23 protein-coding genes are annotated in these 24,459 nt (G+C 44.7%); all 23 read left to right on the forward strand.

The annotated features are described in order from the left end of the window. Window positions 1–77: 77 nt before the first annotated feature. The 23 genes from PBF_RS11420 (at window position 78) to cobA (ending at window position 24,445) form a co-directional block, all read left to right on the forward strand. Window positions 78–1,118 carry a P1 family peptidase gene (locus PBF_RS11420; RefSeq protein ID WP_035329892.1) on the forward strand — a complete coding sequence of 347 codons (1,041 nt, stop codon included), beginning with the start codon at window positions 78–80 and terminating at the stop codon, window positions 1,116–1,118. Between the two features lie 137 nt (window positions 1,119–1,255). Further along, complete coding sequence (locus PBF_RS11425) at window positions 1,256–1,447, forward strand: IDEAL domain-containing protein (protein WP_035329894.1); 192 nt, start codon at window positions 1,256–1,258, stop codon at window positions 1,445–1,447. A 654-nt stretch (window positions 1,448–2,101) separates the two neighbouring features. Next, on the forward strand, window positions 2,102–3,268 hold the full coding sequence (locus tag PBF_RS11430; protein WP_035329896.1) for a pyridoxal-phosphate-dependent aminotransferase family protein: 1,167 nt from the start codon (window positions 2,102–2,104) through the stop codon (window positions 3,266–3,268). A 29-nt stretch (window positions 3,269–3,297) separates the two neighbouring features. Then, the gene (locus tag PBF_RS11435) at window positions 3,298–3,993 is read left to right on the forward strand and encodes a hypothetical protein (RefSeq protein ID WP_035329898.1); all 696 of its coding nucleotides are present in this window, start codon (window positions 3,298–3,300) and stop codon (window positions 3,991–3,993) included. A 112-nt stretch (window positions 3,994–4,105) separates the two neighbouring features. After that, window positions 4,106–6,004, forward strand: a complete 1,899-nt coding sequence (locus PBF_RS11440; RefSeq protein ID WP_035329899.1) for a sigma-54-dependent Fis family transcriptional regulator — start codon at window positions 4,106–4,108, stop codon at window positions 6,002–6,004. An 11-nt stretch (window positions 6,005–6,015) separates the two neighbouring features. Next, complete coding sequence (locus tag PBF_RS11445) at window positions 6,016–7,452, forward strand: FAD-binding oxidoreductase (protein WP_035329901.1); 1,437 nt, start codon at window positions 6,016–6,018, stop codon at window positions 7,450–7,452. A gap of 18 nt (window positions 7,453–7,470) precedes the next feature. After that, on the forward strand, window positions 7,471–8,805 hold the full coding sequence (locus tag PBF_RS11450) for a (Fe-S)-binding protein (RefSeq protein WP_035329902.1): 1,335 nt from the start codon (window positions 7,471–7,473) through the stop codon (window positions 8,803–8,805). 354 nt (window positions 8,806–9,159) lie between these two features. Beyond that, window positions 9,160–10,155, forward strand: a complete 996-nt coding sequence (locus PBF_RS11455) for a tripartite tricarboxylate transporter substrate binding protein (protein ID WP_035329961.1) — start codon at window positions 9,160–9,162, stop codon at window positions 10,153–10,155. 266 nt (window positions 10,156–10,421) lie between these two features. Then, on the forward strand, window positions 10,422–11,075 hold the full coding sequence (locus tag PBF_RS11460; RefSeq protein WP_035329904.1) for a GntR family transcriptional regulator: 654 nt from the start codon (window positions 10,422–10,424) through the stop codon (window positions 11,073–11,075). A gap of 158 nt (window positions 11,076–11,233) precedes the next feature. Further along, on the forward strand, window positions 11,234–12,454 hold the full coding sequence (locus PBF_RS11465) for a CaiB/BaiF CoA transferase family protein (RefSeq protein WP_035329905.1): 1,221 nt from the start codon (window positions 11,234–11,236) through the stop codon (window positions 12,452–12,454). Between the two features lie 18 nt (window positions 12,455–12,472). Next, entirely contained in the window at window positions 12,473–13,294 is an 822-nt protein-coding gene (locus PBF_RS11470; protein WP_035329906.1) for an enoyl-CoA hydratase-related protein, read from the forward strand. Between the two features lie 57 nt (window positions 13,295–13,351). Beyond that, window positions 13,352–13,858 (forward strand): tripartite tricarboxylate transporter TctB family protein, encoded by a 507-nt coding sequence (locus PBF_RS11475; protein ID WP_035329907.1) that lies wholly within the window; start codon window positions 13,352–13,354, stop codon window positions 13,856–13,858. A 30-nt stretch (window positions 13,859–13,888) separates the two neighbouring features. Then, on the forward strand, window positions 13,889–15,400 hold the full coding sequence (locus PBF_RS11480; protein WP_035329908.1) for a tripartite tricarboxylate transporter permease: 1,512 nt from the start codon (window positions 13,889–13,891) through the stop codon (window positions 15,398–15,400). Window positions 15,401–15,420: 20 nt separating this feature from the next. Then, complete coding sequence (locus tag PBF_RS11485; protein ID WP_035329910.1) at window positions 15,421–15,936, forward strand: gamma carbonic anhydrase family protein; 516 nt, start codon at window positions 15,421–15,423, stop codon at window positions 15,934–15,936. A 132-nt stretch (window positions 15,937–16,068) separates the two neighbouring features. Then, window positions 16,069–16,911 carry an ABC transporter ATP-binding protein gene (locus PBF_RS11490; RefSeq protein WP_035329911.1) on the forward strand — a complete coding sequence of 281 codons (843 nt, stop codon included), beginning with the start codon at window positions 16,069–16,071 and terminating at the stop codon, window positions 16,909–16,911. A 63-nt stretch (window positions 16,912–16,974) separates the two neighbouring features. Further along, on the forward strand, window positions 16,975–17,961 hold the full coding sequence (locus tag PBF_RS11495) for a Gfo/Idh/MocA family protein (RefSeq protein WP_035329912.1): 987 nt from the start codon (window positions 16,975–16,977) through the stop codon (window positions 17,959–17,961). A gap of 263 nt (window positions 17,962–18,224) precedes the next feature. Next, the gene (locus PBF_RS11500; protein ID WP_035329914.1) at window positions 18,225–19,289 is read left to right on the forward strand and encodes a M14 family zinc carboxypeptidase; all 1,065 of its coding nucleotides are present in this window, start codon (window positions 18,225–18,227) and stop codon (window positions 19,287–19,289) included. 261 nt (window positions 19,290–19,550) lie between these two features. Continuing rightward, complete coding sequence (locus PBF_RS26785; protein ID WP_373682874.1) at window positions 19,551–19,673, forward strand: YezD family protein; 123 nt, start codon at window positions 19,551–19,553, stop codon at window positions 19,671–19,673. Between the two features lie 102 nt (window positions 19,674–19,775). Beyond that, window positions 19,776–20,492, forward strand: coding sequence for a phosphoadenylyl-sulfate reductase (locus tag PBF_RS11505; RefSeq protein ID WP_035329915.1), 717 nt, complete (start codon window positions 19,776–19,778; stop codon window positions 20,490–20,492). A 15-nt stretch (window positions 20,493–20,507) separates the two neighbouring features. Next, a complete protein-coding gene (locus tag PBF_RS11510; protein WP_035329916.1) occupies window positions 20,508–21,572 on the forward strand; it encodes an inorganic phosphate transporter in 1,065 nt (354 codons plus the stop codon). Between the two features lie 26 nt (window positions 21,573–21,598). Then, entirely contained in the window at window positions 21,599–22,744 is a 1,146-nt protein-coding gene (gene sat, locus PBF_RS11515) for a sulfate adenylyltransferase (protein ID WP_035329917.1), read from the forward strand. 12 nt (window positions 22,745–22,756) lie between these two features. Then, a complete protein-coding gene (cysC, locus tag PBF_RS11520) occupies window positions 22,757–23,356 on the forward strand; it encodes an adenylyl-sulfate kinase (protein WP_035329918.1) in 600 nt (199 codons plus the stop codon). A gap of 312 nt (window positions 23,357–23,668) precedes the next feature. After that, complete coding sequence (gene cobA, locus PBF_RS11525; protein WP_035329919.1) at window positions 23,669–24,445, forward strand: uroporphyrinogen-III C-methyltransferase; 777 nt, start codon at window positions 23,669–23,671, stop codon at window positions 24,443–24,445. Window positions 24,446–24,459: the final 14 nt, after the last annotated feature.

The raw sequence follows: 24,459 nt of genomic DNA on the forward strand, positions 1-24,459 counted from the left end.
TAAAATGATTAGGTAAACTAAATATTTTTCTATTATAAAGGAAAACAAATGGAAATTCTATTTTAAGGAGCGGAAAGATGAAGATTAGAGAAAGAGGAGTAACAATTGGGAAACTCCAGACTGGCGAAAAAAATTGCATTACAGATGTAGAAGGGGTCATGGTAGGCCACATCACTCTGGAATATCCTCTGGATGATGACCAATATGTCTGTACTGGCGTAACCGCCGTTTTGCCCCATGGAGGAAATCTTTTTCGAGAAAAAGTCCCGGCAGCCTCCTATGTCATCAATGGCTTTGGAAAAACGACAGGTCTGGTGCAGGTGGAAGAACTGGGTGTGATTGAATCTCCAATTATGCTGACCAATACATTTGGGGTGCCGGCAGTCACACAGGGAACTCTGGAATACATACTGCGAACCACTCCGGAAATTGGGGACACAACCGGAACCGTGAACATCGTCGCGGGAGAATGCAATGACGGATATTTGAATTCCATCCGGGCACTCCCTGTAAAACCGGAACATGCAATAGCAGCCATTCAAAATGCCAAGCCGGAAAAAGTGGAAGAAGGTGCGGTCGGAGCGGGTAAAGGCATGGTGTGTTTTGGCTATAAAGGCGGCGTGGGTGCTTCTTCACGGGTAATCACTGAGGAACAAAGCACAAATGAATACAAAATCGGATGTCTGGTGGTCACCAACTTCGGCAATAGAGACGAATTTCCGTTCAATAAATATGGACTCTCAGAAATTCCGCCGAAAACAAAGGACACGCCGGATGGCTCAATCATGATCATCCTGGCTACAGACGCACCTGTCAGTGACAGGCAGCTGAAAAGGTTCGCGAAGAGGTGCGGGATAGGCCTCGGGCGGACAGGAAGCCATTTTAGTAACGGCAGCGGTGACATTGTTATAGCTTTCTCCACCGCTAACAAAATACTTCATGGAAGCAGCAGTATGATCGAAACTGCCCAATTTATCAGAGATGATCACCCTATAATGAATCAGCTATTTCAAGCTGCAGCCGAGGCGGCGGAGGAAGCGATTCTTAATTCGCTGTCACAGGCAAGGACCACAAAAGGGCGGAATGGAAGAGTAGTGGAGGGGATGTTTTCCCATTAATTGTTTAAAAGTTCTCTTGAGCGGGTACATTGTAATTAACAAGCTTAGCAGCTGCTAAAAAAATTTCCAAAAAAATATGATTTGAATTATCTGAAAACTTCTGTTATAATAGAAAAAAGGTCAAGGGGTTGATTTTAATGGAAAAACGTCTACTTAACTCGCCGCAACAGTCTGAGGAAAACGTGTCATTGTTAGCAGAACAAGTCCTAAATCAAGCTCTTAAGGAATATCGAATTGAAAAGCTTCGCGAAAAAATTGATGAAGCTCTCACTAGCCGAAACCAAGAAGAATTCATGCGCCTTACTGATGAATTAAAGAAAATCTCTTAAACAAAGCAAATAATACTAATGTTAAAAAGGCAGCCGGTTCGAAAGAACGGGGCTGTCTTTTGTTGTTTTAAAGCCTAGATATTATGCGGTGTAATAGCTCCCAAAATATAGAGGAACTGAGAAAAATGGTGGTTAATCTGCCGGATTAATGACGATGATCGGAGCAGAACAGAAGGAGTGGCAGTTAATCGGATTGAATAGAGACTAAGATGAGAGTAGAGCAGAGAAAATGGTAGTTAATCAGATGAAATAGCGACGAAAATAGAAGTAGAGCAAAGAAAAAGGTCGTCATAACGGCTCCATGACGCCAAAAATCTGAAGCAGGGTAGGAAAATGGTCGTCATACCCGCTCTATGACGCCCAAAACCTGGAGCAGGCGAGGAAACAGGTCGTCATCACCGCTCCATGACGTCCAAAATCTGAAGCAGCTAAGGAAAACGGTCATCATACCCAACTTCCCACAACAAAGCATCCTCCCGCTGTCCCACCAAAGCCTGTTCCACCAAACTGTTCCAAATCGTTCCAAAACGAAACACTGAAACTGTCCCCAAACACATCAATCCTTAGTACAAAGGGCATTCCGCATTGGCACAATAATTGCAATAAAAATAACTAAGCAAAAATGAATATAAAAAGTGCAAAGGGGAGGAAGCTATGTTTGAAGAGAAATTGGATTTAAGATTGCCGGGGCCAGTTCAGGTTCCGAAAGAAATACAGCGTGCCATGCTGAGAAGTTTCGATCATCCCATGATGGATTACCGGAATCCGGCCTTCCAGGATGTGCTGCAGGAAACAACTGAAAAGTCCAAAATGATATTCCAGACTGAAAACCTGGTGATCCCGCTTACCTCGAGCGGAGCTTCTGCTCTTGAAACAGCGATCATTAACACGGTTGGCCCTAATGATACGATCATTCTTTGCGTAGTCGGCTATTTTGGCGAGTACCTCCAGGGAATTACAGACCATATCGGCTGCAAAACCGTCCGGGTCGATGCGGAATGGGGAAATATTGTCGATCCTGAAGATGTGAGAAAAGCATTGAAGGAAAATCCTGAGGCAAAGGCGGTTTTTGCGACACACTGTGAAACATCCACCTCTGCAATCAATAACATTCAAGAGATTGCAGCAGTTGTAAAAGAATCAGAAGCAATATTCCTCGTTGATGCGGTCAGCTCGATTGTAGGAACTCCTCTTTATATGGACGAATGGGATATTGATATAGTGGCAACCGGAGGACAGAAAGCATTAATGCTGCCCCCCGGACTTGCCTTGATTACTTTGAGTGAAAAAGCGTGGAATACTGTAAATAGTCATCAATGCCCATCCTTTTATTTTGACCTAAAACTTTATAAAAAAAGCCTGGAATCTGGAACTGGAACACCTTATACGCCTAATATATCACTTGTGTGCGGACTGCTTGAAGCATGCAATATGATTGAAAAAAGCGGAGGAATAGAAGCTGAATATAAAAGGCATGCTGCACTTCGGAACATGACAAGGGCAGGGGTGAGGGCATTAGGCCTAGAACTGCTGGTGGATGACTCTGCTGCCAGTCCAACCCTGACTGCCGTAAAATTAAATAATGCCGATGAATTCCGAAAGATGATTCGGGAAGAATTCCATATCGCATTGGGAGGCGGTCTTGGAAAGGTGAAGAATCAGATTCTGCGCCTGGGACATATGGGTTATACAGATGCTGCAGACATGCTGAAGATGTTTGCTGCGATGGAGCTTGCTTTAAAGAAAAGCGGACACGAAGTGGAGTTGGGTGCAGGAGTTTCCGCAGCTCAGCGGCATTGGCTTGAAAATCCATATTGTTAAATTCCTGATCCTAAGGAGATGTGATCCCGGTGAACATACTTGAAAAACGACTCGCCGACCTGGCAAACCTGCCTTCAGTTACTCCTGGGGATCAGATCCATTTGACACCTGATTGTGTATTTGTCAGCGGCCAAAGTTCCCGTAATGTCATTAAGGCATTTAACAGGCTGGGCTTCAAAAACGTAAAAAATTCAGCCAGGATTCTCTTTTCTCTTGGAAAGACAGAAGATAAAGATATCCGCCAATTCTGTAAAGAGAAAGGAATAAGAGTTATAGATTGTGATCTGCCCGAGCATTTTCGGGCAGAAAATAAGCTGATGCATGGAATGGTCATTGCAGTGATAGATGAGGATATGAAGTGCCTGGGAGGAAGAGGGGCCATTCCCATCGTCATCTCGCCGGATTCAATGGCAGCTTGCCTGGCAGCTGGATCATTTACTATGTTCATACCTGAATCTGTTTATATTGAAATAAATGGAGCATTAAGCGGAAAAGTAAACGGTAAAATGCTTTGCAGCTATCTGTTGAATATTTTTGAGGACAGCTTAATAGGAAATGCAGTGATTTTGGGAGGAAAGGTTCTTGAACAATTGAATACAGACGATCTTAAGGAGCTATCCTATTTTTTTCAGCTTTCCGGCACGGCAGTGGGGATTTGTTCACCCGGGGGGCCGTTTGGCCAGGTTGAAAGCGTGATTAAAATAAAGTCAGACGCTATGAATTAAAAATAGTCCGACTATTATGAAAACTTACCGAAATTTTCCTTGGCATCTGGTAAGATAAAATTAATATAATAATTAAACTTGTCCAAGAGAAAAAGGAGAATGAGGTGTAGTGATGTCTGAAATTGCCATTCTGACCCCCCTTGATGCACTGATACAAGTCTCGAGGGAAGCTGCGAAAAAGACAGGAGAAGATGTCGCTGTAAGAAAAGTGAGCTTCCAAAATGCTATTGCAGCTGCAAAGGAATTTGAAAAATCCGGCACAGAAGTCATTATCAGCAGAGGAACAATGGGCTTAAAGCTGATTGAGTCCGACCTTAGCATACCGGTTGTGCAGATTCCCATAACCGGGTATGATCTGCTCCGTACGATTAAAGAAGCACAAAAATTAGGACAGAGAATTGGAATAGCTGACTCCCGGGATGTTCTGCAGGGAATCGAAACGATTGAATCTGTGCTGGGCATTTCGATTGAAAAGCATAGTGTTGTCTCACCAGAGGAAGCAGAGGCAGCGGTAGAGGCTCTCAGAAAAAAAGAAATAGATGTACTGATCGGCAAAAGTATTTTTATAAACAAAGTGAAAAAGGATTCGATTAAAACGGTGATATTAACGTCTGGAGTGGAATCGGTCATCCAGGCGATTCATGAAGCAAGAAGCCTGATTGATGTAAGGCGCACAGAACTAAAACGAACAAAGGAACTTCAGGCAATTCTTGATTTTATTGCGGATGGTGTAATTGCTGTGGATGAAAAAGGGATTATTACAGTATGCAATCCTTCCGTCTACAGCATCTTGAACCTCCCTTATGATTCGGTTATCGGTAAGCAGATTGATGATATTCTCGTAAATTCACAAATGAAAAAGGTTCTTTCGACCGGGAAGGAAGAGCTGAACCGCATCCAGGATGCAAATGGTGTGAAGGTGGTTGCCAATCGAATACCCATAAGGCACGAGCAAAAGGTGTTTGGGGCTGTCTGTACGTTTCAGGCGGTACACAAACTTCAGCAGCAGGAGCAGGAAATCCGTAAAAAGCTTCTTCACCGCGGCCATGTTACGAAATACAGTCTTAATAATATAGTCGGGGAAAGTGAGATGTATCAAAAAGCGATTCAAAAAGTGAAGAAATATTCACAAGTGGATTCTACAATTCTCCTGACGGGTGAAACGGGCGTAGGAAAAGAAGTGTTTGCCCATCTGATCCATAGTTTCAGCAAGCGGTCGGAAGGGCCATTCGTTGCAGTGAACTGTGCGGCTATTCCAGAAAACCTCCTCGAAAGCGAGTTATTTGGCTATGTCGAAGGAGCCTTTACGGGAGCGAAAAAAAGCGGAAAAACTGGATTATTTGAATTGGCTCATCAGGGAACCATTTTCCTCGATGAAATCGGCGAACTTGCTGAATCCCTTCAGGCCCAGCTGCTCAGGGTTCTGCAGGAAGGGGAAGTGATGCGGCTTGGAGATGAAAGGGTCATCCCCATTAATATTCGGGTGGTCGCTGCATCGAACCGGAACTTTGAAAAAATGGTTGAAGAAGGAAGCTTTAGGGCTGATTTGTATTATCGCCTTAATATCCTTGATATCCCGATTCCTTCATTGCGTGAGCGGATTCCTGATATTCCTTTATTATGCGATTTCTTCTTGAATGAATTGGAACCGGGCATCCGGAGAAATAGTAAGGGTTTCACTGCTGAAGCTATGAAAATCCTGCAAAGCTATGATTGGCCGGGGAATATACGCCAGCTAAGGAACATTGTTGAACGGGCAATGATTCTTTCCCCTGAAAGTATGATAGATGCAGAAACAGTTATAGCAGCAGGCGGGAAAGACTTTACCAAACTGCATGAGTTTAAACAACACAGCAAAGATGAAGAATTTGATTCAGAGACGAAACTTCAGAACTTTGAGAAAGAGTATATTCTGAACGTGCTGAAGCAGGTAAACGGCAATAAGACAGAAGCGGCAAAGATTCTGGGGATCGGCAGGACGACCCTCTGGCGAAAAATAAATAGTTTGTGAGGAGGAGAAAAATGAATGAAACAATGGCACCGCCTCCGCTGAATGAAAATGTCCTATCCAGATTAAGAAGTATTTTCGGCGAAGACCGGCTTTTAACCAATAGCACTGACATGATGACTTACTCCTATGATGCATCCTTTGAAACACAGCTCCGTCCAAAAAATCCCCAGGCGGCCGTTATTGCGCTTTCAACTGAAGAAGTCAGTGAATGTGTTAAGCTGGCCAACGAATTTAAAATTCCTGTATACCCGAGGGGAGCAGCAACAGGGCAAACAGGCGGAGCCGTTCCAGTTAAAGGCGGCATTATGCTGGATTTATCGAAAATGAACAGGATACTGGAAATCGATCACCGGAATATGCAGGCAGTGATTGAGCCGGGAGTCATCCAAAATGATTTAAATGAAGCATTAAAGCCTTATGGGCTAAGGTTTCCACCAGACCCGGGAAGCGCCAATATGTGCACAGTGGGCGGCATGGTTTCTAACAATTCAAGCGGACTGAGGGCAGTCAAATATGGTGTCACCCGCCATTATGTGCTGGGAATGGAAGTCGTGCTGCCCACTGGTGACATCATCGTGACCGGCGGAGCTAAATCGAAGGCGCTTAAATCGGTCTCCGGCTATGACCTCGCCCACTTAATGATCGGTTCGGAAGGCACGCTTGGAATTGTGACGCGACTGCGACTCAAACTATTGCCGCTCCCTGTCACGAGAGGAATCGTCCTGTGCTCTTTTGAGAGATTGGAAGAAGCAGGCGAGGCTGTTAACGCTGTATTTTCTTCAGGCCTGCAGCCATCAGCCATCGAAATCATGGACTTCAATTGTACAAAGGCTGTGAATATGATGAAGCCGGAGCTGAGTCTTCCGCTGAACAATGAAGCAATATTGGTTTTTGAAGTGGATGGAGCCAGGGAGGAAGTTACTTCGCAAGTGAACCGGCTCAAAGCTGTGGTCGAAAAATTTACGAATTATATAAAGTTCAGCGATGAGCCGGAAGAGTGTGAAAAGCTCTGGCAGGCAAGGAAGCTTGTTGGTGCAGCTGTTGGGCTTTTGAAGCCGGGCGGTTTCCGGGTGTATGGCGGCGAAGACATCTGCGTGCCAATTTCAAAACTCCCTGAAACACTGCGGGAGATTCATAATATCGCAGACAGATATGGCATCATCTGCGGGATATACGGTCATGTTGGCGATGGGAATATGCATACTGGTCCTGTGGTGAATATGAATAACCAGCTGGAAATGGAAAATGTGCAGAAAATGATCGATGATATTCATGAGCTCGCAATCAGGATGGAAGGAACCACAACGGCTGAACATGGAGTGGGAATTGTCCGTGCCAAATATATGGATGTTGAGCATGGAGCAGCCATGGAAGTGATGCGGGCTATTAAGAAGACTCTTGATCCGAATAACATTTTAAATCCGGGCAAAATGGCACTGCCTAATTAGGGTGGAGGTGAATGAGGATTGAAATTGCTGACGGCGGAAGAATCTATGAAAACCTGTGTACGCTGCGGTGCATGCCGCAATGTGTGCCCAACTTTAAACATTACAGGCAGGGAAGCTGATGGCCCCAGAGGAAGGGTATTAATGGCCAGAAGTCTGATTGAGGGCAATATTCCCGTAAATCAGGAAATCAAAGAACAGCTCGACCGATGCCTCCTGTGCTCAGCCTGTGTGGATGCCTGCCCTATTGATGTTCAGGTGCCGGATATCGTCATGCTTGCCAAGGAACGGATAGCAGCAGAGACTGAAACAGCTGCTAAAACGGATATTAAAAAGCCTGCATATCCGGAACGCACTTTTAAAGACTACTTTTTTGATCATGTTCTTGCCAATCAAAAAAGGCTCAATACGGTTGGCAATCTTCTATGGTTTTATCAAAAAAGCGGACTTCAGACCGTAACCAGAGGACTGGGCATCCTAAAATTCTTCCCGGAGCAGATGAGGCAAATGGAAAGAATAACGCCTGCCATTTTGCCGCCTTCAAGGCGGAAACACCATCCTGAGTTTACGCCGAGTGCATATGAAGAAAAGGAACCAAGGGGCCGGGCAGCCTTTTTCCATGGCTGTATTATGGATGTAATGTTCAGAGAAACGAATGATAATTCTATTAAGCTCTTGTCTAAAACTGGCTTTGATGTAGTTACACCGAATGCACAGGTATGCTGTGGGGCACTGCACCACCACAGCGGAAAAAAAGACAAGGCTATTGAATTGGCCAAAGCGAATATACAGGCTTTTGAAGAAGAAAATGTGGATTATATCATTACCAATGCCGGTGGGTGCGGTTCCGCACTCGCGGAATATGCAGACTTGTTCCGGGATGATCTACATTGGCTGGAACGGGCAAAAGCATTCTCTGCCAAAATCAGGGATATCAGTGAAATCATTTATGAAAAAGGCGAAATGCCTGCAGCTGCCGGCAGGGGGGAACGGGTTACCTATCAGCCTTCATGCCATCTCCAATATGTAATGAAGGTAAAAGATGCTCCAGCTAAATTGGTGAAGCAGATTTCAAACTCAGAGTATGTGGACCTCCCTGAAAAGAAATATTGCTGCGGGTCTGCAGGAATTTATAATTTATTGCAGCCGAAGCTTGCGAATGAAATATTGGATAAGAAAATGTCCCGGGTAAAAGAAACAGAATCTGCTGTTCTGATTACAGCCAATCCGGGGTGTTTCCTACAAATGAAACTGGGGGTTTATCGTGAAGGAATGGAAGATCAGATTGAAACAAAGCATGTTGCCGACTATCTGATGGAGTCGATTGAAAGGGCAGAATCTGCCGGTAAACAATAAAAGTTTCAAATTGAAACAGAAGAACGGGCAGTTTGTTTCAAATGAGAACGATCACCACCAATAAGTCGTATTAGAAGGAACTCAGAAATGAAATTCAGTAAAAGTCTGAATGTCCTATTGCATTTGAAAACGCTTACTATTTCAGTTCACGGCAAAAAAATTAATCAGGTTTTTGGGCTTTTCGGCACGAAAATTGCATTGAAGATTAATGAAGCATTACATAAAAATGGAGGTGACTATACTGACCGGGGAATAAGTCCATACCAGAGAAAGAAATCTAATGTTTTTAAGGGAACACTTACGCATCTAATTTACAGAAATTTTAAAATTTTCTTTATATGGGGGGAAAATAACATGAAATTAAAGAGGATTTCGTTTTTGTCTCTTGCCATTGCATTGGTATTCTTTTTGCAGGCATGTAATTCTTCACCTCAAGGTGCCAGCTCGGAGGAAAAGAAAAGCGGCGGCAATTATCCCGAGCGGCAGATTGAAATTATTGTTGGCTTTGGTGCGGGCGGCGGGAGTGACAATTTTGCAAGGGCCATTGCAAAAGAACTGAAAGATATTCTTGGTGTAAACATAAATGTTGTGAATATGCCTGGTGCGGCTGGGATCAATTCCGCTGACCATGTGGCCAGGCAGCCTGCTGACGGCTATACCATCTGGTCTGCAACATCCAATCATCCCGTAAATATTGCAGCAGGTGTGGAAAAGAATGATTTGAGCAAATTAACTTCTGTCGGAAGAGTCCAAAATGATACCATGACCCTTCAAGTAAAAAGCGATGGCAAGTTCAAAGATATTGATGATCTTATCGCACAGGCCAAGGAAAAACCCGGCGAGATCACAATTGGCGGTACAGGTTCAGCAGGGTTTGATGAACTGGTAGTCAAACAGTTTGAAAAAGCCACAGGAACAAAGTTTAATTATATCTCATTTGAAGGTTCAGGAGAGATGACAGCAGCACTGCTCGGGGGACATATCGATGTCATAGCAGAGGAGCCTGGCCCATCGATTGCCCAGCTGGAAAGCGGAGATATTAAAATGCTGATTGCCTTTACTGAAGAGAAAATGGAAGGCTTTGAGGACGTCCCGACTTCAACTGAAATGGGGATAGATGTAACAGACGGGCAGGGAAGAGGCTTTATGGTCCACTCAGATACACCGCCGGAAATCATTTCTGCGCTTGAAAAAGCCCTTGAAGAAGCGAAGGATCGTCCGGACTATAAAGAGTATGAAAAAGCCAATTACCTGCATCTTAGGGATGGCTGGCTGAACTCAGAAGAGTATAATGCAGAATTTGAGAAGCTTATAGACACCTACGGTTCTCTATTAAACGATATGAAATAACATCAAGCCAAAAGGCAGGATACCTGCCTTTTGCCTCTCTGCCGGTTAAATGATGGATTTTCATAGATTTGCTCGATAGGCTGCTGAAGATTTTGTCGAAGGAAAACAGGTTTTATCTAAACATGAGAACTTTTGTTCAGGTTATTGACTGCCGTTCCAAATGGCAGATATGATCGCACTGGAAGCTGTATCCAGAATACAGCACACAGTATACAACAGCAGGAAATTCATTTCTTCTGAATTATAAAGAAGGAGGATAGGCAAAAATGGTGCAAGCCCTGAAATTTACGCAGCCGCTTTATCAGCAAATCTATGACATTATAAAAAGTTCCATTTTGTCAGGTGAATTGATGCCAGGTGAGAAGATCAATGTTTCTCACCTGGCGAAAAAATACAATATCAGCCGGACGCCGTTACGGGAGGCTCTCCGCCAGCTGCAAATAGAAGGACTGCTGGTTCAGGATCAGCTGGGGCTGACTATTGTAAGACTGGATGAAGCCGATTTTAAGGATCTATACGAAACTCGCATCATGCTTGAGCCTCAAATAATAGTACTTGTTTTGAAAACGATTACAGATGAGAAGCTTGATGTCCTCCACAAAATCCTTGAAAGAGCAGAAGATGCCTTTACGGCAGGAAACCATCTTCATTTACTTGAATTGAATGCAAAGTTTCATGATCGGCTCTTGGAAGCAAGCCCAAACAAGCGGGCAGTACACTTGCTGCAGCAAGTACGTTCATTTCTATTGCTTTACCGGGCCAATATATTAAAAAACAACGAGCATAATAGAGAAATTCTTAAGGAACATCGCCAAATCCTTCATGCTCTTAAAGCCCGGGACGACATAGCTGTCTATCAATCTGCAGAAAACCATCTGCGCAATGATCTGGAGCGCGGGACAAATATGATCCGCGAATAAAAAAGGGGAGCATCTCCACTCGCCAAAATAGAAATGCTCTCCCGTCATAAAAAATCGATTTTATTATAACATGCACAAATTAGGAATGTATAGAAATGAACAGCTGCCGGTCACTTCGGGCTCACTTCCGACACAAATATTCAAATGGGGTGTTCTGGATGGGACCATTACAAGGAATGAAAGTCCTTGATGCATCGCAAATCATGGCGGGCCCATACTGTACCATGGTCCTTGCTGATCTTGGTGCGGAGGTCATGAAAGTGGAGAAAGTGAACGGCGGAGACGATTCCCGCCAAATGGGGCCTTATGTGAATGGGGAATCCACTTGCTTTTTCCAAATTAACCGAAATAAAAAAAGCATCGCTTTAAACCTTAAAACTCAAGAAGGAAAAGATGTTTTTTACAAGCTGGCTAAGGAAGCAGATGTGGTGGTGGAGAATTATCGACCGGGTGTGACCAAATCACTTGGCATAGATTATGAAAGACTGAAACAGATTAATCCCGGTCTGGTATATTGTTCGATATCAGGCTATGGGCAGACCGGCCCTTATTCCCATAAAGGCGGATTTGACCTGGTAGCCCAGGGGATGACAGGCCTTATGAGCATGACCGGGGAAAAAGGAATGCGGCCGATGAAATCCGGCATTGCCGTTTATGACATTGGTGCAGGCATAACTGCAGCCTATTCGATTCTGGCTGCTTATATCCATAAAATGAAGTCGGGGGAAGGCCAGCACGTGGATATTGCCCTCGCAGAAATCGGTCTTCCATGGTTTACGTGGGAGGCAGGAGCCTATTTTGCAGAAGGAACCATACCTGAAGCTACCGGCTGGCGCCACCGGGTGTCTGCCCCTTATCAGGCTGTTAAGACCAAATCGGGTTATATGATGCTGGGGTGTGCCAATCAGAGGACCTGGGAAAGGTTTTGCACAGATGTTGCCGAAAGGCCAGATTGGATAAACGATCCACGCTATAAAACGAATTTATTGAGAAACCAGCATGTGAATGACCTGGAAGAAGATATTGAAGAAGTACTTATGCAGCAGGATACGAAATATTGGATAGACCGCTGCGAAAAAGCGGGAGTGCCTGCGGGACCAATCAATAACTTCGCAGAGGCTGTTCAGGATCCGCACTATGAAGCGAGAGGCATGATCCAGGAAGTTGAACATCCTGTCATCGGAAAAATGAAAATGATAGGCATTCCCACAAAATTTTCTGAAACTCCTGGTGAGGTGAAAACACCTTCACCACTGTTCGGACAGGACACGATTAATGTATTAACCGGCCTCGGGTATGACGAAAAATCCATCCGGGAGCTAACAAAAGCCGGAGCAGTCAGAACATTGCATAATGATCCTATCCTGAATAAAAAATAGCAGAAAGGTCGGCGTGATATGTCTAAAAATCTCGAAGCATACAGCGGGGAAAAAACGTGCAGTGAGCCGGTTTATCTGAAGGTTGAAGGAGATATTGCCTATATCTGCTTCAACCGGCCGGAAAAAAGGAATGCACTCAGTTATGACATTTGGTTAAGAATTCCACAGCTTGTGGAAGAATGCGAACAGGATGCTAATGTAAAAGTGATTATTTTTAAAGGGACTGGTACAGCTGCCTTCTCGGCAGGAGCGGATATCAGCGAATTTAAATCCCTAAGATATACAGCAGAAGGTGCTGAAAAGTATAACGAGGCTACCATGATAGCGGAAAAAGCAATTATGGATGCATCAAAGCCAACGATCGCTATGATAAAGGGATATTGCGTGGGCGGCGGATGTGAGATTGCCGTTGCCTGTGACTTCAGGTTCTCAGATGACAATGGCAGGTTCGGCATAACTCCAGCCAAACTTGGGTTAGTATACAATACACCAGGGACCAAAAATCTGGTAGATTTGGTCGGGCCGGCAAAGGCCAAGGATATTCTTTATACCGGAAGGCTGATGGATGCGGACGAGGCATACAGAATCGGTCTCGTTGACCGGATATATCCAACAAAGTCCATAAATGAGGAAACCCTTAAATATGCAGAGTTAATTTGCCGAAATGCCCAGCTGTCAGTCCGCGGTTCCAAAAAAATCATTCACGAAGTGCTTGCCGGGGCAGTGGAGGATTCCCCTGAAACGGCCAAGATGGTGATTGACTCATTTATTTCAGAGGATTATAGAGAAGGAGTTCATTCATTTTTGGAAAAGCGCAAACCTATTTTTAAGTACTCTTAATGATAATCTCCGGGAGGCTCATAGCCTCCTCTATAAAAATTTCAGGGGGAATGAGAGATGCAGCTGGAACGAAATCTTTCGATAATCATGATCGTCTTTTCGTCTTTTTTTCTGGTCATGTCACTCCAGGTAGAAAATAGGACAGGGAATATCATTTCAGCAGGAACATGGCCGGCAGCTTTAATGATCCTGATGCTGGTTTTATCGGTTATCCTGCTGATGAGGGCTCTGAAGGCGAAGGATGTTCAGAATATCAAGGGGGATCCCGATGACTCAGCAGACGCAGATAACGAAGACCAGCTTGTTCATCCGAAAAAGTTCTTCCTCTTGTTTGCGGTTCTTGCAATCTATACCTTAATTCTTGGTTATGTTGGTTTTATTGCCGCAACGATTCTGGGGATTTTTGTTATGGCGCTTCTGTTTGGAATAAAAAGCTATATTCGGGCATTGCTGACAGGTATTCTGGCAACTGCAGGATCTATTGTGCTGTTTCCCATTTTATTAAATTTGCCTTTCCCGCGGGGAACCGGGATTTTTTATACACTTAGCTTGCTGTTTTATTAATAGCCAACTTTAATAAAAGAGGTGAACGGAATGATAGAAGGACTTTTAGGCGGTTTTGGCAATCTTTTTGAGCCTTTTAATTTTTTCATTCTTATGGTCGGCGTCCTGCTTGGTTTCATTGGAGGAGGGATCCCCGGTATAAGCGGAACTATGCTGGTCATTATTCTTCTTCCTGTCAGTTATGCAATGGATCCGGCTGCAGCATTTTTGCTGCTGACCTCCATTTATGCCACATCTGTTTTTTCAGGATCCATAAGCGCTATTCTATTTAGAACCCCAGGTACTCCGGAAGCGGTGGCAACCGTTTTCGATGGGTATCCCATGGCCAAGAAGGGTGAAGGGGGAAAAGCCCTCGGCATTTCCATCTTCAGTTCCGCAACAGGCGGTGTTTTTGGAACGCTGGTATTAATCTTTCTGACGCCTCTGCTCGCCTCTTTTGCTCTAAGTTTTTCGTCCCCGGAGTATTTTGCGTTGGCTCTAATGGGACTGACGGTAGTAGCTTCCTTGAGCGCAGGCAATTTGGTTAAAGGATTTATTGGTGTTTCCTTCGGTTTGTTTATCGCCACGATAGGCATCGATACAATGACGGGTGTGCCAAGATTTACATTCGGATCAGGCCAGTTAATGTCGGGTATTGACTTCATCCCTGTTCTGATTGGATTATTCGCGATTTCAGAGGTGCTGCGCCGTGTCCAGCAGGTTCACAAAGTAAACACCAAGCAAAAAGTGAGTTCCGAACTTCCAAACTGGAATGTTATGAAACGTATTTCCGGCGTCATTGGACGTTCTTCCTTGTTAGGTGTTTTTATTGGAATCCTTCCCGGGATAGGAGCAACTACTGCAGCCATGCTCAGCTACAGTGAAGCTGCCAGGTGGTCAAAAAGATCAAAAGAATTTGGAACTGGAATACCTGAAGGAGTGGCTGCGCCGGAATCCGCCAATAACGCAGCGGCGATGGGTGCCATGGTTCCACTGCTTTCCCTGGGAATCCCGGGCAGTGCAACAACTGCCATTTTGCTCGGTGCCTTTATTCTGCATGGGATCCAGCCGGGCCCTTTGATGTTTTCCACACAGGGTTCTTTAATTTATACCATCCTGATGGGACTTCTGGTTGCCAATTTGATGATATTGCTTATTGCCAAACCGTTTATTTCGATCTTCTCTAAGATTTTGCTGGTACCATACACTGTTATTGGACCACTTATTATTCTCTTTTGTATTGTGGGTACATTCGCTGTCCGCAACTCCATATTTGATGTGGCTATGATGCTGGTATTCGGAATCATCGGCTATTACCTGGAGAACGCTAAATTTCCGCTCGCACCCATTGTGCTTGGCGTTGTGCTCGGTCCCATTGCTGAAGACCAGTTCAGAAGAGCCATGCAGATGTCCAACAATGATATCTCCATCTTCTTCACAAGGCCGATTGCTTTAGCCTTCATCATCCTGTCCATCATCAGTATTTTGTATCCTTTCATTAATAAGTGGATTAAAAAACGCAGAAACCAGGGGGGCGGCACGGATCAGACCGTGGCTTCCTAAGAGGCTGAGGTGTTGTGGAGATGATATATAATTTTGAAGGGCAGAAGCCGGATGTGCATGAATCTGTCTATTTGGCACCAAATACTTATATCATTGGCAATGTAAAACTGGAGGCGGATGTATCGATCTGGTTCAATTCTGTACTGCGCGGTGACAATGATTCCATTAAAATCGGTACAGGCACCAATGTACAGGAAGGAACGATGATTCATGTGGATGAAGGCTACCCGGTTACCATTGGACAGAATGTCACAATTGGCCATAATTGTGTGATTCACGGCTGCACCATTGAAGACGGTGCCCTGATCGGCATGGGTGCTATCATCCTGAATGGTGCTCAAATAAAGGCAGGGGCCGTGATTGCGGCTGGAGCAGTCGTCGGTGAGAATAAAGTAATTGAAGGTAATATGCTTGCAGCGGGCGTTCCAGCAAGAACGTTAAAGCCGGTACAAGAAGAGCTTCAGGAGCGTATCCTTGGAGGTGCGGAATTTTATCGGAAGAATGCTTTAAAGTTCCGCCGTGCCGGTATCCTCTGAACAGCATAAGCCTAAAACCTAGATGTCCAGAAAAAAGAATGAGCTAAAGACAAAGGATTTCCGGCAGCTTCCGGGGAAGTCTATATTGTCTCTAGCTCTATTTTAATTCAATGATAGAAGGAGTGTACTAAAATGAGCCATGGGGAAACAAAAAATATCCTATCACTGGATAATGTCAGCTGGAAAAGAAACGGGAAGCAGATACTGGACAATGTTTCATGGAAGGTATGGGAAGGAGAGCATTGGGCCCTTTTAGGCTTGAATGGATCAGGGAAAACCACAATTCTGCAAATGATTACCGGCTACCTGTGGCCTAATGGCGGCCAGGTGTCCGTTTTAGGAAATCTTTATGGGAAGACCAATATCCCGGAGCTTCGAAAATCCATCGGGTGGGTGAGCACCTCGCTTGACGATAAGTTTCAATTTCGGCCATCCGATTCCGCCCTTGAAATTGTTCTGAGCGGAAAATTTGCGTCAATCGGTCTTTATCAGGAGATAACGCAGCAGGACCTGGATAAAGCAAAAGACTTAATGCATCAGTTCAATATTGGCCATGTCCAGAATCAGACTCTCACATCCCTCTCACAGGGGGAGAAACGAAAAGCGATGATTGCAAGAGCGCTAATGGCTTCACCTAAGCTGCTCATTCTCGATGAACCATGCAATGGGCTGGATATCTATTCGAAGGAAGAATTGCTTGCCTCCATTGAAAAAATGGCTGCACAGCCCGATGGTCCCACGATTCTTTACGTTACCCATCATATCGAGGAAATTGTTCCGTCTATCTCCCACACCATGCTGCTGAAGGATGGAAAGGTCATCGCACAAGGGAGTAAGCGTCATACCTTGACCGATCAGCTGCTTGAAGAAACATTTCGTGTACCAATCTCGGTAGAATGGGAAAACGGCCGTCCCTGGGTGCGGGTAAAACCTTCTTCCAGCCTGGCAGAGCCTTTCATAATGGCAAATGATTGATTTTTTTCAAATTGTCCTTCAATATATGAAGATATCTTATACATACAAAATGGAGGAATGAAATTGGTTCGTTTCGGAATAGTAGGGACTAACTGGATTACAGAAAGATTTTTAAAAGCGGCACTGCAGGCTGAAGATTTTCAGCTGACAGCTGTTTATTCCCGCACTGAGGAAAAAGCAAAAGAATTTGCAGGCAAATATGGTGTGGAGAGGACTTTTACTGATTTACATACAATGGCTGAAAGCGGGGAAATCGACGCTGTTTATATAGCGAGCCCAAACTCCCTGCATGCTGAGCAGGCGGTCATATTTATGGAAAACAAAGTTCATGTTTTATGCGAAAAGCCGATCGCCTCGAATGCAAAGGAATTACAGACGATGATCACTGCAGCAAGGGACAACAACGTTCTTCTCATGGAAGCCCTAAAGTCTACCTTAATGCCTAACTTTCTGGCGGTAAAAGAAAATCTCCATAAAATCGGACAGGTACGCAGGTATTTTGCAAGTTATTGCCAATATTCTTCCCGTTATGATGCCTACAGGCAGGGGACTGTGCTGAATGCATTCAATCCCGAATTTTCGAATGGTTCAATAATGGATATCGGGATTTATTGCATATATCCAATGGTAGCGTTATTCGGTAAACCAGAAGAGATTAAAGCTGCAGGCTATAAGCTGGAATCCGGTGTTGATGGGGAAGGCAGCATTGTCCTGAAATATCCGGACATGGATGCAGTAATTATGTACAGCAAAATAACCAATTCAAGTCTGCCTGCTGAAATTCAAGGTGAAGAGGGTAATATTGTTATAGATAAAATAAGTACACCTGAAAAGGTTGAATTGCATTATCGGAACGGAGAGAAAGAGGATCTCACTCAGGACCAATTAAGTGATTCTATGTATTACGAAGCCAAAGAATTTATCCGTTTGGTTCAGGCTGGAAAGACTGAATCCGATATCAACTCCTTTGCAAACTCCATGATAACGATGGAGATAATCGAAGAAGCCCGAAGGCAAATTGGTGTTGTTTACCCGGCAGATCGAAATTAAAGGGAAGGACCGGACATTCTATTGTTCGGTTTTTTTTAGTTCTTTTTACATATCAAACAAAAGGGATTTTTTTGGATATCGTTACCAGACTGGTAATATTGGATTAATTTTACACATTATTTCGTTATTAAACTACTCTTTTTATACTTATTTCGGTATGCGAAATTTGTCAAAAGAATAGGCATCATACTCTATTATCACTCTTCAATTAGTTCACTAGAATTAATAGTGAAAGATCACTATTAATTTGGGGGTATGAATTTATGACTTTGAAGAAAAAAGTTCTTTCTGTATCGCTATCTGGTTTAATGGCTTTGGGTGCAGTTACGGCAGTTGGTATGCCTGCAGGTGCCGTAGGAAACGGGCCTGGCACAGGAAATGGGTCCATCCAGACTTCCATTTTGCATACATACGCCAGTTTAACAGATTATTTGAAAACACAGGATGCCAAGCAGGAAGCCATGCAGCTTGAAGTCATCGGCCAGACGGTAAAAGGCCGTGATATTCACATGGCAAAATACATATCCAACCCTGACAATCCAACGGTTCTATTTCTGACACAGCAGCACGGGAATGAGCAGCTGACAACTGAAGGAGCCTTGGAGTTTATCAAGCATCTTGGCACCGGCAAAACAAGCGGAGTTCTTAAAGATGTCAATATTCTCGTCATCCCAATGCTTAACGCAGACGGAGCAATGGGGGATGTGAACTTCTCACTTGACGATTATCTTGCCGATGGCGACCGTCATCTAACCCGCTATAATGCAAATCATGTGGATTTAAATCGGGAACATGCTAAGGAAACAAGCGAAATGGAGCCGGAAGCGCGTGCCCTCCATGAAAACGTGTTCAAGAAATATAATATCGATTACATGATTGATCTGCATCATCAGGGCACATTAAGTGAAACTGAAGGACAGCTTGTGTCCGGAAGCATTCTGTATCCGACAAACAGCAATGTAAAACCAGAGGTTCTTGAAAAATCCAAAAAGCTTGGGTCAGTTGTGTTTAACTCGCTTCACCATACAGGCTGGGGCCATATTGGAAAATATGTAGGCGGCACAGGTGAAAACATTGGCCGAAACGGCGCTGCTGTCCGCTACGACATTTCCACCCTTCTATTTGAAATGCGCGGAATGTCTGACCACAACTATGAGCCATACGCCCTTGGACAAAAGAGCAACGGCTATCTCATCAAGCAGACAATCACGACACTTGATGCAGCAGTAAGAGCAATAGCAGACGGTTCAATCAATTCTGCTGACACCAGCTTCTGGGATACGCTGCCTGAGCAGACAACAAGGCAAAGCGAAGAAGCTGACGAATAAAAGAGATGCACCTCCGGTTGTTGCCGGGGGTGCTTTTTTATGCCAAAAACACTGCATTAATTAAACGATTTTCAGTGAAGAAAAGCCCATTTATCAGATTTTTATAATTTTCTTTAAATAAGTTGTTGACAATTCCTATGGGTATGGTAGGATTAATCTCAACATCACAAAAAACAAACTAAAAAACGTATCCTTTCCTCAACAAAAAAAAGGAGGCGAGCCTCACTGAAACAGGCAGACTGGGAAGAGTTATCTGCTCATTTGAAGCAGATGCTTCAGAGCATTAAATTCGGATCGATCACGCTGGTCGTCCAGGATGGCAAGGTCATACAACTAGAGAAGAACGAAAAGGTTCGTCTTCAACCAAATAAGCGCGCTGACTAGACAAACTAGAGGCGGTTTTTCCAACTGATGCTTTTTTTTCAGGCGGGAAGACTGCCTTTTTGATTTTAAAAGATTTTTGGAATATGAAAGGAGTACTGCAAGATGAGCACTGCAGTAACATATGAAAATTGGAATCAAATCTCAGATTCCTTCCCAATTGATGACAAATTAAAAGGCGCAGGCACTGTTTTGAAATGGGCTTATGAACAATATCCTGAAGATAAAATTGTCTATGCATCGAGCTTTGGGGCGGAAGCCATCGTGCTGATTGACCTCATTCAGGAAATGAAGCCAGATGCCCATATTGTATTTCTGGACACCGGGCTTCATTTTCCGGAAACGTATGAAGTGATTGATAAAATCGAAGCCCGCTTTCCAAGCCTCAGGATAGAGCGGAAAGAGCCCAAGCTGACACTGGACCAGCAGGCTGCAGAATTCGGTTCAGCCCTTTGGAAGAGGGAGCCGAATTCATGCTGCCAGATCCGCAAAGTGATTCCTTTAAGAGAAGCGTTAACACCAAAGCAGGCCTGGATCTCCGGCCTTCGCAGGGAGCAGTCGCCAACAAGAGCGCATACTCAATTCCTAAACAAGGATGAAAAATTCAAGAATATCAAGATCTGCCCGCTGATTCACTGGACATGGGATGAAGTCTGGGCCTACATCAGGGAAAAAGACCTGCCCTACAACACATTGCATGACCATGGCTATCCAAGCATCGGCTGCTTTCCCTGTACACAGGCAGTCGATGAAAATGGCGATTCCCGTGCGGGCCGATGGTCTGGCACAGGCAAAACTGAATGCGGCCTTCATACGAGCTAAAAGGAGGGTGATACCATGCTTACGATCATAGCGGTCACACTCGGTTTATTTTTCGCCATGAATATCGGGGCAAGCGGAGCAGCAGCTTCCATGGGGATCGCGTATGGTTCAGGTGTCCTGAAAAACCGCATGTTAGCTCTTATTCTTTGCGGGTTGGCCGTTTTCTTCGGAGCATGGCTTGGCGGAGGAGAAGTGGTAAAGACAATGGGAAGCGGTATTGTTCCTAAAGAGACCTTCACGGTTGCCATTGCGCTGATTGTGATTGCATCTGCAGCATTATCGCTGTTTCTGGCCAATGTATTCGGCATCCCGCTGTCAACCAGTGAGGTGACGGTAGGTTCTGTTGTTGGTGCCGGAATCGTCTACCAATCCGTATTTGCCGGAAAGCTTGCCTGGATCGTGACATTCTGGCTCCTTACTCCATTTGCCGCTTTTTTAATTGCCATAGCGGCAGCCGCATTTTTAAAGAGAAGCTACGTTCAGAACCTGATTAAAAAGCCTAAGGCAACTCCGATTTTAGCCATACTCGTCGTTTTCATGGGCGTGTTTGAAGCATTCTCAGCAGGCATGAACAATGTTGCCAATGCAGTCGGGCCTCTGGTTGGTGCCGGTATTATGAGCACAGGCAGCGGAATCTTCTGGGGCGGGATGTTTGTTGCTGTTGGAGCCGTTCTGCTGGGAAAAAAAGTCCTCGAGACGAATGGCAAAAAGATTACCAAAATCCGTCTTGAAGAAGGCTGTGTCATTTCAGGAACAGGAGCAGGTATTGTTACAATCGCTTCCGTTTTTGGAATCCCAGTCCCTTTAACGCAAATCACTACTTCCTCCATCATTGGAATCGGATTTGTAAAGCAGGGACGGTCAGTCTTCAAGAAGGACATAGTCGTGCAGCTATTAGTCGTATGGGTCGTCTCACCAGTATTATCGATGGTCCTATCCTATACGCTCATCCAGCTGCTCATTGAACAAAATGTATATCCGGTGATAGCGATGGCCGGTGTGCTAATCTCCGTATTCGGAGTGAAATTCTTAATGAATCAGGCACCAGCTGCTGCAAGCCCGATAACTGAAAAAAAGTAAATCCGAAAAAGAAAGGTTGATGAAAAATGGCTCTGCCAAAACCTCATGGAGGAAAATTAATTCAAAGCTATAATCCCAATTATGACCTGACAGGAATTTCAAAAGAAATTTTAATAGATGCCATCGCACTGAGTGATCTCGAGCTTATAGGTGTTGGCTTATTCAGTCCTCTTACAGGTTTCCTGGCTAAAGCAGACTATGAATCTGTTGTTGAAAAAATGAGACTGGCAGATGGAACCATTTGGTCCATTCCGGTTACACTGCCGGTTTCAGCGGAAAAAGCCAAAGAGCTTGCAGCTGGTGAAACGTTTAAGCTGATTCACGAAGGTGAAGTATACGGAGTCATCACGATATCAGAATGGTATGAGCCGGACCTGAGCAAAGAGGCGCGTGAAGTCTACAAAACAGAGGAACTGGCACATCCCGGTGTAAAAAGGCTTTTTGAACGCGGACCAGTTTATGCTGCCGGTGAGGTTACGCTAATTAAAAAACCCGGTAAAGGTGTAGCAGAGGATGTATGGTTCGAGCCTAAAGATACAAGGGCACTGTTTGAAGAAAAAGGCTGGAAAACAGTGGTTGGCTTCCAGACAAGGAACCCTGTGCACCGGGCACACGAATACATCCAAAAAGCTGCTTTGGAAACGGTGGATGGGCTATTTTTGAATCCTCTTGTAGGTGAAACAAAATCAGATGATATCCCTGCAGATGTCCGTCTTAAGAGCTACCGGGTTCTACTGGAAAATTACTATCCAAAAGAGCGCACACAGCTGGCTGTTTATCCAGCAGCGATGAGATATGCGGGGCCGCGAGAAGCAATCTTCCATGCAATTGCAAGAAAAAACTTCGGCTGCACACACTTCATCGTCGGAAGAGACCATGCCGGAGTCGGCAATTATTACGGCACATATGATGCCCAGCATATTTTCAGCCATTTTACAGAAGAAGAGCTTGGCATCAAACCGCTGTTCTTTGAACACAGCTTCTACTGCAATAAGTGTGAAGGCATGGCATCTGATAAAACCTGCCCGCACAGCAAAGAAGACCGCGTCATTCTGTCCGGCACAAAGGTAAGGGAAATGCTCCGGAACGGAGAGCTGCCGCCATCCACTTTCAGCCGCAAAGAGGTTGTAGAAGTGTTAATAGAAGGCATGAGAGAAAAAGAAACGGTATAAGGGGAGGTTAACATGACAAAGGCAACAAACATCACCTGGCATGATGCGGCGATTACGAAGGAAGACAGACGGGCACAGAACGGCCACGGAAGTGTGGTCCTCTGGTTTACCGGCTTATCAGGCTCAGGCAAATCCACGATTGCAAATGCTGTATCCCACGAGCTATTCCGCCAGGGCATCAATGAATATGTCCTCGACGGCGATAATGTCAGACACGGCTTAAATAAAGACCTTGGCTTTTCAGAGGCCGACAGAAATGAAAATATAAGGCGCATTGGAGAAGTCGCGAAGCTGTTTGTGGACAGCGGCAAGATCGTCACAACAGCGTTCATTTCTCCTTTCCGGTCGGACAGGGAAACAGTCAGGGCGCTGTTTGAAGAAGGAGAATTTATTGAAGTCTTCATCGACTGTCCGCTCGAAGAATGCGAACGGCGGGATCCAAAGCAATTATACGCAAAAGCCAGACGCGGGGAAATTAAGGACTTTACAGGAATCGATTCCCCGTACGAGGCACCTGAAAGCCCTGAAATTACGGTCCGATCTGACCAGTACACAGTAGAAGAAGCAGTCGGGCAGATATTAGCACATTTGCGTGAAAAGAATATTCTATAAAGTGAAACTTCAATCAGTGGGGGTTTTTCCCGCTGATTGTTAGTTGAACCAATCGGGCCTTTACGGGCAGTTGGACCCCCACCTATCCTCCATTGATTCCTCTGAGTCTTGAAGTAGGGGTCTTACTGCCCGTTAGACTGCGATAAAAAACCGGGAGCCTCTTTCAAATAGGAGGCTCCTTTTTTAAAAAAATAATAATCCCTACTATTTCACCCCGAAAAATGGTATTATAGAAAACAATCAGATTATCAGCCTAGGAAAAGCGTTAAAGTGCATATATTATAAGACAATACAGAAAGGGCGGGCATGAGTATGACAGGAAAAGTTTATTTAGTAGGTGCCGGACCGGGTGACCCTGACCTGATGACTGTTAAGGGTATGCGCTGCCTGCAGGAGGCAGATGTAGTTCTGTATGATCGTCTCGTTAACCGTGAACTATTAAATTATGCGAAAAAAGATGCACAGCTGGTGTATTGCGGCAAGCTCCCCAATCACCATGTGATGAAACAGGAAACCATTAATCATCTGCTCGTTAAATATGCGAAAAAAGGTCTTCAGGTCTGCCGGCTGAAAGGCGGAGATCCATTTGTATTCGGCAGGGGCGGGGAAGAGGCAGAAGAGTGTGCCAATCATGATGTGCCATTTGAAATTGTGCCAGGAGTTACTGCAGGAATTGCAGCATCTGCTTATGCGGGGATTCCTGTCACCCACCGGACCTTAAGCAAAAGTTTCGCATTTGTCACCGGACACCAGGCAGGAAATGAAGAAGCTGAGCACCAGTGGGCCCACCTGGCACATGCAGTTGACACGATTTGTGTGTATATGGGTGTGTCCCACTTGCCTAATATTGTGAAAAGCCTTATTCAAAATGGGAAATCACCTCAAACACCGATTGCTCTCGTTCATTGGGGAACCCTTTCAGAGCAGCGGACCGTTGCTGGCACGCTTGCTACTATTGAGAACAAAGTGAAAGAATCCAACATCACAAATCCAAGCATGATCGTCATTGGGAATGTAGTCGCCATGCACCATAAAATTAATTGGTTTGAAGAAGAAATTGTACCTAATCTACCTGCTGTGCAAGGATAAACAGCGGTTTTAAA

Source organism: Cytobacillus firmus DS1 (genome assembly GCF_000565285.1).
Classification (GTDB): Bacteria; Bacillota; Bacilli; order Bacillales; family Cytobacillaceae; genus Cytobacillus; species Cytobacillus firmus_A.

What these genes read in the sequence shown, in the direction of transcription:
- cysC (WP_035329918.1), top strand. Translation starts at nt 22,757, where the DNA reads ATGACAAAGGCAACAAACATCACCTGGCATGATGCGGCGATTACGAAG.
- PBF_RS11490 (WP_035329911.1), top strand. Translation starts at nt 16,069, where the DNA reads ATGAGCCATGGGGAAACAAAAAATATCCTATCACTGGATAATGTCAGC.
- PBF_RS11485 (WP_035329910.1), top strand. Translation starts at nt 15,421, where the DNA reads ATGATATATAATTTTGAAGGGCAGAAGCCGGATGTGCATGAATCTGTC.
- PBF_RS11430 (WP_035329896.1), top strand. Translation starts at nt 2,102, where the DNA reads ATGTTTGAAGAGAAATTGGATTTAAGATTGCCGGGGCCAGTTCAGGTT.
- PBF_RS11475 (WP_035329907.1), top strand. Translation starts at nt 13,352, where the DNA reads ATGCAGCTGGAACGAAATCTTTCGATAATCATGATCGTCTTTTCGTCT.
- PBF_RS11460 (WP_035329904.1), top strand. Translation starts at nt 10,422, where the DNA reads ATGGTGCAAGCCCTGAAATTTACGCAGCCGCTTTATCAGCAAATCTAT.
- sat (WP_035329917.1), top strand. Translation starts at nt 21,599, where the DNA reads ATGGCTCTGCCAAAACCTCATGGAGGAAAATTAATTCAAAGCTATAAT.
- PBF_RS11505 (WP_035329915.1), top strand. Translation starts at nt 19,776, where the DNA reads ATGAGCACTGCAGTAACATATGAAAATTGGAATCAAATCTCAGATTCC.
- PBF_RS11470 (WP_035329906.1), top strand. Translation starts at nt 12,473, where the DNA reads ATGTCTAAAAATCTCGAAGCATACAGCGGGGAAAAAACGTGCAGTGAG.
- PBF_RS11500 (WP_035329914.1), top strand. Translation starts at nt 18,225, where the DNA reads ATGACTTTGAAGAAAAAAGTTCTTTCTGTATCGCTATCTGGTTTAATG.
- PBF_RS11510 (WP_035329916.1), top strand. Translation starts at nt 20,508, where the DNA reads ATGCTTACGATCATAGCGGTCACACTCGGTTTATTTTTCGCCATGAAT.
- PBF_RS11465 (WP_035329905.1), top strand. Translation starts at nt 11,234, where the DNA reads ATGGGACCATTACAAGGAATGAAAGTCCTTGATGCATCGCAAATCATG.
- PBF_RS11420 (WP_035329892.1), top strand. Translation starts at nt 78, where the DNA reads ATGAAGATTAGAGAAAGAGGAGTAACAATTGGGAAACTCCAGACTGGC.
- PBF_RS11480 (WP_035329908.1), top strand. Translation starts at nt 13,889, where the DNA reads ATGATAGAAGGACTTTTAGGCGGTTTTGGCAATCTTTTTGAGCCTTTT.
- cobA (WP_035329919.1), top strand. Translation starts at nt 23,669, where the DNA reads ATGACAGGAAAAGTTTATTTAGTAGGTGCCGGACCGGGTGACCCTGAC.
- PBF_RS11445 (WP_035329901.1), top strand. Translation starts at nt 6,016, where the DNA reads ATGAATGAAACAATGGCACCGCCTCCGCTGAATGAAAATGTCCTATCC.
- PBF_RS11440 (WP_035329899.1), top strand. Translation starts at nt 4,106, where the DNA reads ATGTCTGAAATTGCCATTCTGACCCCCCTTGATGCACTGATACAAGTC.
- PBF_RS11455 (WP_035329961.1), top strand. Translation starts at nt 9,160, where the DNA reads ATGAAATTAAAGAGGATTTCGTTTTTGTCTCTTGCCATTGCATTGGTA.
- PBF_RS11425 (WP_035329894.1), top strand. Translation starts at nt 1,256, where the DNA reads ATGGAAAAACGTCTACTTAACTCGCCGCAACAGTCTGAGGAAAACGTG.